The organism is Candidatus Syntrophocurvum alkaliphilum, from assembly GCF_009734445.1.
GTDB classification, from domain to species: Bacteria; Bacillota; Syntrophomonadia; order Syntrophomonadales; family Syntrophomonadaceae; genus Syntrophocurvum; species Syntrophocurvum alkaliphilum.
The window spans coordinates 1,550,900-1,564,008 of the sequence record NZ_CP046457.1 but is presented as its reverse complement, the minus strand read 5'-3'; the positions used below and the strand labels follow the sequence as shown (position 1 = coordinate 1,564,008).

The 13,109-nt window shown below is 32.6% G+C and carries 8 protein-coding genes; 3 read left to right on the top strand and 5 right to left on the bottom strand.

The annotated features are described in order from the left end of the window. The first annotated feature begins 277 nt into the window (after positions 1-277). Positions 278-1,645, top strand: a complete 1,368-nt coding sequence (locus tag SYNTR_RS07590; protein WP_156203946.1) for a citrate/2-methylcitrate synthase — start codon at positions 278-280, stop codon at positions 1,643-1,645. A 1-nt stretch (position 1,646) separates the two neighbouring features. On the opposite strand, the gene SYNTR_RS07585 is transcribed toward SYNTR_RS07590, so the two are convergent. Further along, the gene (locus SYNTR_RS07585; RefSeq protein ID WP_156203945.1) at positions 1,647-2,147 is read right to left on the bottom strand and encodes an NUDIX hydrolase; all 501 of its coding nucleotides are present in this window, start codon (positions 2,145-2,147) and stop codon (positions 1,647-1,649) included. Positions 2,148-2,436: 289 nt separating this feature from the next. Between SYNTR_RS07585 and pepF the strand changes: the two genes are divergently transcribed. Next, positions 2,437-4,272 (top strand): oligoendopeptidase F, encoded by a 1,836-nt coding sequence (gene pepF, locus SYNTR_RS07580; protein WP_156203944.1) that lies wholly within the window; start codon positions 2,437-2,439, stop codon positions 4,270-4,272. Between the two features lie 310 nt (positions 4,273-4,582). Continuing rightward, positions 4,583-8,128, top strand: a complete 3,546-nt coding sequence (locus SYNTR_RS07575; protein ID WP_156203943.1) for a glycoside hydrolase family 130 protein — start codon at positions 4,583-4,585, stop codon at positions 8,126-8,128. Between the two features lie 163 nt (positions 8,129-8,291). On the opposite strand, the gene SYNTR_RS07570 is transcribed toward SYNTR_RS07575, so the two are convergent. The 4 genes from SYNTR_RS07570 to SYNTR_RS07555 all read right to left on the bottom strand — a co-directional run bounded on the left by SYNTR_RS07570 (position 8,292) and on the right by SYNTR_RS07555 (position 13,030). Continuing rightward, positions 8,292-9,317, bottom strand: a complete 1,026-nt coding sequence (locus tag SYNTR_RS07570) for a hypothetical protein (RefSeq protein WP_156203942.1) — start codon at positions 9,315-9,317, stop codon at positions 8,292-8,294. Next, positions 9,304-10,479, bottom strand: a complete 1,176-nt coding sequence (locus tag SYNTR_RS07565) for a glycosyltransferase family 4 protein (protein WP_156203941.1) — start codon at positions 10,477-10,479, stop codon at positions 9,304-9,306. The genes SYNTR_RS07570 and SYNTR_RS07565 overlap by 14 nt, the downstream gene beginning before the upstream one ends. 85 nt (positions 10,480-10,564) lie before the next feature. Further along, positions 10,565-11,872, bottom strand: coding sequence for a phosphomannomutase/phosphoglucomutase (locus tag SYNTR_RS07560; protein WP_320411461.1), 1,308 nt, complete (start codon positions 11,870-11,872; stop codon positions 10,565-10,567). A 114-nt stretch (positions 11,873-11,986) separates the two neighbouring features. Next, positions 11,987-13,030, bottom strand: a complete 1,044-nt coding sequence (locus SYNTR_RS07555; RefSeq protein WP_156203939.1) for a mannose-1-phosphate guanylyltransferase — start codon at positions 13,028-13,030, stop codon at positions 11,987-11,989. Positions 13,031-13,109 lie beyond the last annotated feature (79 nt).

Here is a 13,109-nt window from a genome sequence, read left to right as displayed (position 1 = left end):
CCCTTAAATATTGTATGAGCCAATAATGAATAGTTTGCTGCCTAAGTTATTTTAATTTATTATGAATATTGACAAACTTTCTATATATAAGATGTAATATTGAGTAATACACATAATATTAGGGTTTTTTAAAAGTTGTTAATCTAAACATAATGTACTGTAATATATTTACAGCCGACTTAATGTATTATTAAATATAATTATAGAAGATATTTCCTAGTTATTTTTTAAAGTTTTTAGGTTATAAAGATAATATAAGACAAAGGAGGAGAGCCATATGGAAAGCATTTTTGGCGGAAAATTTGAAAAACAATTTATAAATGATCATGCTAATCTGCTTGAAAAAAACACAAAGATAGATTCAGAGTTGTTTTCTAAATATTCGGTTAAAGTTGGTCTTCGTGACATAGATGGATGGGGAGTGCTTGTAGGTTTAACTGAAATAGGGGAAGTTCGTTCATATATTATGGACGAAAAAGATTTAGTACCTGTGCCAGGTAAGCTAATTTATAGAGGTATTGATATTAATGACATTGTTGCAGGTTTTTTAAATGATAATCGTTATGGATTTGAAGAAACTATCTATCTATTAATTTTTGGTGAATTACCAAGCGAAAATGAACTAGAAAACTTTAAAGATGTATTACGAAGCTATCAAAATTTACCAGAATATTTTGCGCGTGATATTATTTTAAAGGCGCCAAGTAAAGATGTAATGAATGCTTTAGCAAGAAGTGTTTTAGCATTATATAGCTTTGATGATAAAGCTGATGATATATCAATTAATAATGTATTAAAGCAATGTTTATGGTTAATTTCTTGTTTGCCAGCATTTGCTGTTTATGGATATCAGGCATGTTCACATTATCATGGAAGAAATAGTTTGTATATTCACAGTCCTAAACCAGAACTTAGTATAGCAGAAAATATTTTGCATATGCTTAGATCTGACAGTAAGTATACTGAGCTAGAGGCAAAAATACTAGATCTTTCATTAGTGCTTCATGCAGAGCATGGTGGGGGAAACAATTCTTCATTTGTATCACGTGTCACTACATCGACAGGTACTGACACCTATTCTGCTATGTCTGCAGCTTTAGGGTCACTTAAAGGCCCCAAACATGGTGGAGCAAACATAAAAGTTGTTCAAATGTTTGAAGATATGAAGCAACAAATTAAAAATTGGGATGTAGACGAAGAAATAGAAGATTACCTTTTTAAATTACTTAATAAAGAGGCTTTTGATCGTGCTGGATTAATTTATGGAGTAGGTCATGCTGTATACTCTATATCTGATCCAAGGGCAGTTATCTTAAAAGAGTACGCCTATAGGCTTGCTAAGGAAAAAGGCTTAGAGGAAGAATTTGAGCTCTATTCAAAAGTAGAAAAACTTGCTCCAGAGGTAATAGCTAAGGTGCATAAAATGTATAAAGGTGTAAGTGTTAATGTGGATTTCTATTCTGGATTTATTTATAGGATGCTAAATATCCCCATTGAACTATATACACCATTATTTGCCATCTCAAGGATTGTGGGTTGGAGTGCTCATCGTATGGAGGAGCTAGTAAATGCAGGAAAAATAATAAGGCCTGCTTTTAAGAGTGTAGTTGAACAAAAAGATTATATACCTATAAAGGATAGGTGATCTAAATATTATTAGGTTTTTTTAATTCTTTAAACGCTAAATTAAAGCACCTAAATTTTAAATCAGTTATATCATCGATAGGAACTAATTCAGTTTCATCAGCATCATCGCCTGGATAAGGAATGCCGGGCTTTAAAATAACATGGTAGACTAAAAGAAGGAGATCACCGTACATTTGGGAGTATTCATGATAAGCATTTATTAGTTTAAGGCTTTCTCCTTCCATACCTGTTTCCTCAAACAACTCGCGTAGGCAACTTTCTTCGGGTGTTTCCCCAGCTTCCATAAATCCCGAAGGAAATGTCCATACGCCCTTTCCGGGCTCCATTCCACGCTTTATGAGTAAAATTTTATTTTCTAGCTGTCCAATAGCTGCAGTTGCAGGTATTGGATATATATAATGAACATATGAACAACTAGAGCAATAATTACGCTCGTAGTTATCTATAATACCTTTATTTAAAGGATCATTACAAAAAGGGCAAAAAACAAAGCCTGTCACTAAATCACTTCCTATTTAATTTTCCAACTTCATTTGTCAAATACTAGTTTACAGTAAATTAATCCCTTAAAAAAGCAGTACAATATTTTTATCTAAATATAAATGCTACAATTGAGGAATATTATAATGAAGCATAATGTAATGCAAAGAGAGTCAAGCGAGTCAAAGAGAGTCAAGCGAGTCAAAGGGGACGGTTCCTTTTGACTCATTCACCTGAGTCAAAAGGAACCGTCCCCTTTGACTCGCTTGACTCATAACAACAACTATATTGTATAAGGAGGATATTATTTTGAGTAAAGCTAAGACAAGAAAAGAAATTGATGAAAAATATAAATGGGATATAGAGGATATTTATGTTAATGAAAATTTATGGGAAGAAGATTTCAATCAAGTTAAAGAATTAGCTCAACAAATACAAAGTTATAAAAATACTTTAAAGAATTCGGCAGAGCAATTGCTAGAAGTTTTAAGGTTATCAGATGAAATTGACCGGAAAACAAGTAAGCTTTTTCTTTATGCTAAAATGCGACGAGATGAGGATAATACCAATGATAAATACAAGACGTTATTTGATAGAGCAGAAGGTTTAACTGTTTTAGCCAAAAGTGCATCAGCATTTATAGTGCCTGAGATTTTAAGTATTTCTGATGAACAGTTGCAAAAATTCTTAAATGATAATGATGATTTAAAAATATATAGTCATTTTATTGATACTATAACAAGACAAAAAGAACATATTTTATCTCCCGAAGAAGAAAAACTAATGGCTATGGTTGCAGAAATTGCCACATCTTCATCTAACATTTTTACTATGTTAAATAATGCTGATATTAAATTCCCGGTAATAAAAGATGAAGAGGGAAATGATGTTGAACTAACCAAAGGAAACTTTGGTCGTTTTATGGAGAGTAGTGATCGTAGGGTAAGGAAAGATGCTTTTAAAGCATTATATAGTAGTTATAATAAATTATTTAACACCCTAGGAACTACTTTAAGTAGTAGTGTAAAAACAAATATTTTTTATTCCAAAGCTAGAAAATATAATTCAGCATTAGAAGCATCCCTTGACCAAGATAATGTTACAGTTGATGTTTATGAAAATCTAATAAAAACAGTTCACAACAATTTACACCATTTGCATCGATATATGAATCTTAGAAAAAAAGTATTAGAAGTAGATGAGCTACATATTTATGATCTCTATACACCTTTAGTTAAAGAATATAAAGTAAAGATACCCTATGAGAAAGCTAAAGAAATAGTATTAGCTGGACTACAACCACTTGGAGATGACTACTTAAATATATTAAAACAAGGATTAGATTCTGGGTGGATTGATGTTTATGAAAATGTAGGCAAAACCAGTGGTGCATATTCGTGGGGTTCATATGACACCCATCCTTATATTCTTCTAAATTATGATGATAAATTAAATGATGTTTTTACTTTAGCTCATGAACTAGGACATTCACTGCATAGTTATTATTCAAATAGAAATCAACCTTTTGTTAATAGCCAATATACGATATTTGTTGCAGAAGTTGCTTCTACTGTTAATGAGCTATTATTAAGCGACTATATGCTGAAAAATAGTACAGATATTAAAGAAAAAATGAATCTAATTAATCATTATTTAGAGCAGTTTAGAGGGACTGTTTTTAGACAGACTATGTTTGCTGAATTTGAAAAGCTTATGCATGAAAGGGCGGAAAAAGGTGAAGCGATTACATCAGAGCTTTTAAGTAACATTTACAATGAACTGAATAAATTTTATTTTGGGCCTGATGTGGTAATAGATGATGAGGTAAGAATTGAATGGTCAAGAATACCACATTTTTATTCAGCTTTTTATGTGTATAAATATGCAACAGGTTTTTCTGCTGCTAGTGCTATAAAACAAAAGATAATTGAAGGTGAACCTAATATTTTAAGAGATTATATTAACTTCTTGAAAGCAGGAGGCTCTGATTATCCTTTGAACCTTTTGAAAAACACCGGAGTAGACTTAACTACACCCGAACCTATTGAGCTTGCTTTAGAGCAATTTGGAAATTTGGTTGAGGAATTAGATGAAATGTTTATCAAAGTTGATTCTGCTGCAAAAAGTAACTACAAACAAGCTTAAGGCTGAGCAAACATGTTTATCTAAGTCCCGAATAGCAAGGCGTGGTGCATAGATCACAGCTAAGTATAAATAAAAAATCATTTTAGATAATAAGTGCTAAGCTAAAATCGAGGTAAAGACTGATGAGTGGCGTGATAAACATGTTTGCTCATCCGATTCCATAGTCTAAGTTTAGCTTTTTGCAGTGGAATCAAAGTTTAGTTTAATGCAAAAATTTATTTTTTAATAAAATATAAATCTCCTTAAATATAATGATTGGATATTGAGCATAATTATTAAAGAACACAAAGTTTTAAGGGGGTTTTAATAAGTGACCCATTCAAATATTGAATCTATATTTGATGACAAAATAAGAGAGATTAGTCCACAAGTAGACCAATACAGTGATTATGATATTGTAATTGGCATCCCTTTTTGTGATGAAAAAGAAAACTTAGCTAAACTTTTAAATTCTATTGATGAAGTATTACAATCTTGGATTGGTACAAGGCAATTGATTGTTGGAGTTGGGGATGGAAGATGTGGGGAGGAAACCTTAAATATCGTAAAAGATTTAAAGTTAAGGCATCCACACATTGCATTTAATATGCCTGCAGAAGCATCGGGTAGAGGTATGAGTATTAAAGCTATACTTAATATAGCTAAAAAAATAGAAGCAGATGTTTTGCTTTTTGATGCTAATATGGTTAGTGAAACAGGAACGGGGATTGATTACTTATGGTTAGATAGCCTATTAAGTCCTATTCAAGGTCAGTATGATTTAGTAATAGGTAGTAGAAGGCGTCATATGGCAGTTGATAGTATAACGCATATGTTTGCTGCTCCTATACTGGAAGCTTTTTATGGAAGCAAGGTTACTGATCCATTAGGTGGAATTTATGCTATTACTCATGATTTTGTCGAAGAGCTTGCTAGTGAAACAAAGTTTTGGACAGATAAGATTATGGGATATGGAATTGATTTTTGGCTTATTACACGAGCTGTATGCTTAAACAAATCTATCTGTGAAGTGAATTTGGGGGGCTCTATAAATCCTTATGACTTAGAAAAAAGAAATCAAAAATTTTCAGAAATTGCTCTAACTGTTTTTGAAGGAATTAAACGCGATAGTGCAATATGGCTTCAGGATAGATTGATAGTTAAAGTAGCGGATATATTAGCAAAAAGTGATATAGAAAAACCGGATATAGTTCATTATTCTATAGATGATTTACTGACAAGCTTTAGATCTGGCTGTGAAAAACATAGCAGGTTATTAAACGAATATCTTCCTCTAAAACATCGATTAGAGTTAGACCGTATAAAAAAATTTCCTAATGAAGGCTTTTATCTTAGTGATGAGCTATGGATATCTTGTATTTACAATTTAGCTTTGGCTTATACTTATCATTCCGAGTCACATGAAAATATAACCGAAGCACTTACTGCAGTTTATAATGGAAGAGTAGCTAGCTATGCATTAGAAATGACGTCTATAAATGATGTTATAAATAAATTTTCTCATGAAGAAAAAGATGAATTCTTAGTAAATAAAATGGAAACTATTAATAAGCGTTTAACAAATAAGTTTTGGAGTATGAAAGGTCATTTTAGTGAGGCTTGGCTAACCAAAAAAGAACAAACTAAACCACCACTAGTACCATTAGCTTATATGGAATATGTGCCTAACAAGCCAGTAGTAATTCCTAAGCAAATTGTGGGTAAGGATAAAAGAATAGTTCATACAGATGGAATATTTAAAGTGCTACGTCAACGTTATGAAAATAGATTTAATCAATTTTTAACTGAAGGGTTACATCTCCCATTTGACTCTAAGCCTGCACAGATAATAGATTCTATGGAAAGTTTTATGGCAAATATTGAAGAATCTTTAGATAGTCTACTTCCTGGAGACTTGTATACAGAAGAAGGTTTAGAGCAATTTGTAAATAATTTGTTAGAATTAGTTCCACATGAAAAAATGTTTACTATAAAATCAGATATTTTACGTGAAATGCTAATGAGATTTCCACCAATTAATTTAATGATTCCTATGGGTTATTATAGTCCTAATGATTTAATAGAAAACATGAATCCACGTGATGCAGTAACCTATGCTAATTTGGTAGAAAGCTGGACGTATTCAGATCGTGATTTGTTATGGTTAGTGGACAATCTTAAACCAGAAAGCTTCGAAGAAGTAGAGATTAAGCCAATTATTTTAAAAGATGATTTAAGGTTCGGAGTTTTATCTTATACTAAAATCTCAAACTTAAATAGAATTACAGCTAGAATAGCGATAAAACCACTAGATGGAGATAAAGGTGGAAAATATCCAAAACTTAGATACTTTTTGAATATTCTTAGAAGACTAATAGTAGCGGAAAACTATTCAGAATTATTCAGACTAACTGTTAGAGAGAGGAAAAACATCGGTCAAAAGGTTAGGAATTCACTTCTTAGTTTACAAAAAGGAGATGACTTTTCCGCTCATAACGTTTTCGAAAATTACAATCATCGTATTCTTGTTGACAGATTAAGGGCAGTTGCTGACAAATTAGATAAAAACAACAACAGAGAACAAGCACAACTATTCAGGTTAATGGCAGATGGATATGGAGTAAGTCAACTACTTGAAAATGAAAAATTCTTAACTTGTACAGCATGGAGTTGGGCAAGTTACAGTTTTAAGGGTGGACTAAAAATACCAACACCAGCAACAACGAGCGTTGAAGCCAGATGGTTTAATCATGAGTTTTTAGAAGCCCTATATCAAGAGTTAGGGTATGATCTAGATGAAATAATACACACAGTTTGGAGACTAATTCAAGCAGGTAAAAGTAATACCAATTTACTAGATACTTTGTTACCAGCACGACCTAAAGATGTAACTGTGGTAATTCAGGAAACTACAAGTGAGCCAAGTAGAACATTAAAAAGATATGAAGGAAACCCGATGCTTGAAGTAATTCCTGAACATAGCTGGGAATGTAAATATGTTCTTAACCCTGGTGCACTTAGAATAAAAGATAAAGTATATCTCTTATATAGAGCTGTTGGTGATGATGATATTTCATATATAGGGTTAGCTATAACTGATGGATATAAAGTCTTAGAAAGGTTACCATATCCTGTATTATCACCTGAAACTCCAGAGGAAAGTATGGGATGTGAAGATCCCAGATTAGTAATTGTTGAAGATGATATATATATGTTATATACAGCTTATGATGGAACTATTGCACAAATAGCAGCCGCCTCTATAAAGGTGAAAGATTTTGAAGCTGGATACTATGATAAATGGGAAAGAAAAGGTCTTGCTTTTAAAAATATTTGGGATAAAAATGCTATTATTTTCCCTGAAAGGGTTAATGGTAGTAAATATGCTATATATCATAGAATTGATCCAAGTATATGGGTAACTTATATGGATGAAGTAAAATTCCCATGTACTGAAAAACATGCTATAATCATAGGCCCACGCCCAGGTCGCATGTGGGATTCGTTGAAAATTGGAGCTGGTGCACAACCAATTAAAACTAAGTATGGCTGGTTATTAGTATATCATGGAGTAGACCATAACTATGTATATAGGCTAGGTGTTCTACTTACAGATATAAATGATCCTGAAAAGATTCTATATAGATCACCAAATCCTATTTTAGAGCCTGAAGAGGATTATGAAATAGGATTAAGTGGAGCATGGGTTCCAAACGTTGTATATACTTGTGGTGCAGTGCCCGGTACTGATAAGGAAATACTCGAAGATGATGATTTAGTATTAGTTTATTATGGTGCTGCTGATACAAGTATAGGTGTAGCTACCGGAACTGTAGCAGACATGATACCAGAAAAATTTAGAATACCTCAAATATAACGCTAAAAAACAAACCCCGTAACATTTTAAGGTTACGGGGTTATTTTTTTGCTATTAGGAACAACCTTTCTAATAAAATACTCATCTGTGTTGTCTGCGTATTTTATACTTTCATAAAAATAAAAAGGGAAACGAATGTCTCCCTACTACAATTAAGAAAAATTTACCCTGGTTGTTCTTCGCTTAATTGAACATTTTGTGCTTTTTCTATAGCTAAATCGGTTAAAAGTAGTGATAATACAGCTTCGGCTCCTTGATTTAGATTTACTCCCTCTTCAGTAAGGGCATCATAGCAGCCTCCTGTTTTTTCATTAAATAGAGGGATATTATGGTAGTTTTTGCCGTAATACCATTGATGGGCTAATTTAGCTAAATCAAGATATTCTTTTTTTCCTATAGTTTCGTAAGCTTCTAAACAGGCAAATGCTATAGAAGCGGCATCTACTGGTTGTTGATCAAACCTAGGCAATTCTTGGCCTTTGTGATACCACCCATTATTACCTACTATATTTAAATAACCTTCTTCAAATAGGATGTTATTTAGAAAACTTAAAGATTCATGTCCAATTTTTAATGCTCTCTTATCTCCGTTAAAACCATATACGCTAAACATTGCATTGGGCAAGATACCATTACAATAGGTTAAATAGTTTTCAAACCAATGCCACTCATCGGTGTTATTTTTTTGGTACATCGCTATAAGCTGATCAGAAAGCTGTAATACTAAATCATTAAGCTTTTTCTTTGAATAGCCTGGAATTTTTCCTTTGCATAATCCGATAAGAGCATAAGAAATTGCTCTTGGTGAATTAAATTCATGCACCTTCGGAATATTATTTTCTAGCATTTTACCACATAACTTTTTAATCTCAGGAATTTTACTTAATCTACCTAAAGCACATGCTAAAAGTGCGCGTCCTACACTATCCTGTGAATCAAAATAGGGAAGAAATTGACCGTGAATATAAAAGTTAGACCAGCTTCCATCTTGTTGTTGTGCATTAAATAAGAAGTTGGCATATCTTAGGGCATACTCTTTTCCAGAAGGCCCCATATTTATAGCAACCATTAATGCACGAGCATTGTCATCTAGAGTATAGCCACTAGCTGGATTAGGTATGTCTATATTTGAAAATTGAAGCATACCTGTTTCATCGGTCATTTCTAGTAAATGTCTATAATTCTGCATAATTGTATCGGTAACCCTCCTGTCTATTACCACCATTAATTATCTGATGGAACATATCCGTATATTTCATCCCTATGCTTGGCCATGTCCATTCCTTGCCAAGTGCTAATGCATTGTTTTGTAATGTTTCTTTAAGCTCCTCATCACTTAAAATTTGTACCATTAATCTAGCTAAATTATCTGGGTCTATTTTTTCATCCATTAAACCTCGATTATCAGAAAGAACCTCTTTAGCGTAAGAATAGGCTGTTGCAACTATTGCCCGACCACAACCTACAGCAAAAGCTAAAGTTCCACTAACTGCTTGGTCTTTATTTGGATATGGACTTAAATATATATCAGTAGCATATAAATATTCGCCTATTTCATCATCTGTTAAATATTTATTAACGAATCTTACATTATCTTTTAGATCAAGCTTTTCAACTAAATCTTCTAGCATTTCACGATACTTTTCTCCTTCAGTTTTCTTAAGCATTGGATGAGTTTGACCCAAAATTAAGAATAATACATCGGGATATTGTTGTGTTACCTTTTTAACAGCTTTGATGCCTAATTCTAGTCCTTTTCCTGGACCGATTAGTCCAAAGGTACTTATCACTTGCTTTCCTGTAAGGTTATATTTTTCTTTTAACTCTGCTTGAGAGCCACCTTTAAATTCTGGAACTCCATGACCTATAACACTAATTACTTCAGGTGTTGCTCCATATAAATTTACTAATAATTCTTTTGACTGCTCGGTCATACATACAATTCCTGAAGCCTTGCGAGATATTTGCTTAAGCACTTGTTTTCTATGGCGTTCTGGTTTTGGTAGTACTGTATGAGTAACTAAAACATATGGTTTTCTGAGTAGTTTAGTGAATTCTAAGATATATTGACCACTTTTTCCTCCAAAAATGCCATATTCATGTTGTAAAATTACTAATTCGATATCATCTGATCTATTAACCATGTGAGCTGCATTAATATAGTCTTTTTTTTGATTTTGGTTAATTTCAAAAATAACTTCTTCGGAATATTGATAGGAATAACTGTTATCAGATATTGCAATTACCTTTACATCGTTATCATGTATAGTAAGGCTGTTTCGTAAGTCATTTGAAAAAGTTGCAATACCACATTGTTTAGGAGGATAAGTTCCTAGATTAACAATTGCCATATAATCACTCCTTGTTTTTTGTTCTAACAATTATTGTTCCACCTGCTAATATAATTCATACATATATTTACCATATAATGCCAAACTATTTACTAGCAGTCATAGGTACTTTTAGCAAATTATCTAATAATGAAAAAAGTTCTTCCTTAATACTTTCTAGTGCTTCTGGTGTTTTGCCTTCGCATCTAACAATAAGTTCTGGTCCAGTATTTGAAGCTCTTACTAATCCCCATCCTTCAGGGAAAAGTATTCTAGCTCCATCTACATCAATAATTTCGTATTTATTTTTAAAATGTTTTAATACTTTATCTACTATTTCAAATTTTTCTTCATCAGTACTTTTTACTCTAATTTCAGGGGTTGAAAAATATTTAGGAACATCAGACAGCATCTGAGTTATTGTTTGATCACTATAAGAAAGTAAAGAAATTAAACGAGCACCGGCATATAAAGCATCATCAAAACCATAATATTCATCAGCAAAAAACATATGTCCAGACATTTCACCTGTGAATATTGCATCAATTTCCTTCATTTTTGCTTTAATTAACGAGTGGCCAGTTTTAAATATTATTGGCTCTCCCCCTAATCTTTCAATTTCATCGATTAGACTTTGAGAACATTTTACTTCTACAATTGCTTTTGACCCAGGGTAACGAGGTAAGATATCACGCCAGAATAAAATCATTAACATATCACCCCAGATTAGGTTGCCTTCTGCATCAACAACCCCTATTCTATCTCCGTCACCATCAATACCTATTCCTATATCAGCATTATGCTTTTGTACAGTATCTATTAAGTCAGTCATATTTTCTGGTTTAACTGGATCAGGATGATGATTAGGGAATGAGGGATCTGACTTACAATATAGTTCTACAACTTCACAACCTAGACTTCGATATACTTCTGGTGCAAAAAAAGAAGCAGCTCCATTACCACAATCGACGACTATTTTTGGAATATTCGGGCCTAAGCTAATTTTGTTTTTTATCATTTCAAAGTATGCAGGACTAATATCATGTTCTTTATATGTTCCTTTTGTAGTTGATGAAATGAAAATCTCATTTTCAACCATATTTCTAAGTTCTTGAATTTGGTCGCCGTGTATAGTTCCATCTCCAAGTAGCATTTTAAATCCATTATATTCAGAAGGATTATGGCTAGCTGTAATCATAATTCCCGCTTCAATATTAAGGTGTTTGGAAGCAAAATAAAATATAGGTGTAACTACAAGTCCTAAATCTATAACATCAGAACCCAAATTTATTATTTCATCACAAATTAAATTTTTTACGTGAGGAGATGAGAAACGATTATCCATTCCTAATAATATAGTGTTTTGTCCATGTTTTTTGGCATATGAAGTAAAAGCTTTAGCAATTTTACGTATTGTTTCATCAGTAAGCTCTTGATCAATTATTCCTCTTATATCATATTGCCTAAAAATGTTCTTAATAAAAATCGCCTCCTATAAATTGGAATAAAAAATTTAGACACGACTATTTTAAATTAAGTCGTGTCGCATTTGTTCTTGAAGGTTGTTAACAATGGAACGTACCTCTTGAGATTTATTTTTATCTGATATAAAAATGACATCATCTGTTTCAACTAACAAAAGGTCATTTACCCCATATAATACAACTGTTTTCTCCTGCTGCTTAACTATACAATTTTTGCTATTCAAAACAATAATGTCTTCACCTGTACATATATTTTGATCATTATCCGGTTCGTATAATTCGCTTAAAGCGGTCCAACTGCCTAAATCACACCAACCAAAATTTCCTGAAACTACGGCCATACGCTTACATTTTTCAGCTATCCCATAATCTATACTTATATCTGGTAAGTTTGAATAGGATTGCAAATAATTATCTAACCCAGAAGAAAATCTGCCATAGATATCAGGTAGGTGATTTTCAAATTCTTTAACAAAAGTGTCAACTAAGCCGATATATATACCGGCATTCCATAGATGTTTTCCGTTTGATAGGTACGATTGAGCTGTTTCAATATCGGGTTTTTCACAAAAGGATTTTACTTCATATACATCTGGTATCTGTCCAATTTCCCACTTGGTTTTTTCAATATAGCCATAACCTGTTTCTGGCCGATTTGGTGATATTCCTACAGTAGCTAAATGGCCTTTTCTAGCAGCTTCAATTGCTTTTTGTAGTGTGTCTTTAAATCCATCAGAATCCATAACATGATGATCGGCTGGAAATATACCCATAACTTCATCAGTCATAGTGGCATATTTTGAAAGGGCAAGACCAACAGCCGGAGCAGTATTTCTACCTTCCGGTTCACTTAAAACTTCTATTTTGTGTGAATCGGGTCTTTGATTTATTACACTTTCAATACTCTCCTGAAGGTCTTCACTAGTTATGATTATTATTTTGTCAGAGCCAGCATATGTTAATCTGTCAATTGTATGGTCTAACATAGAACGATTATCAATAAATTTACAAAGCTGCTTAGGTCGAACTTGTCGACTTTCAGGCCATAATCTAAGACCCTTGCCACCAGCAAGTATAACTGAAATCATATTTTTACCTCCACAATACTGGTCAAATTATTTTATGCCTTGTTGTATAACCTTATTCCTTAGGAATAAATAATTAAGT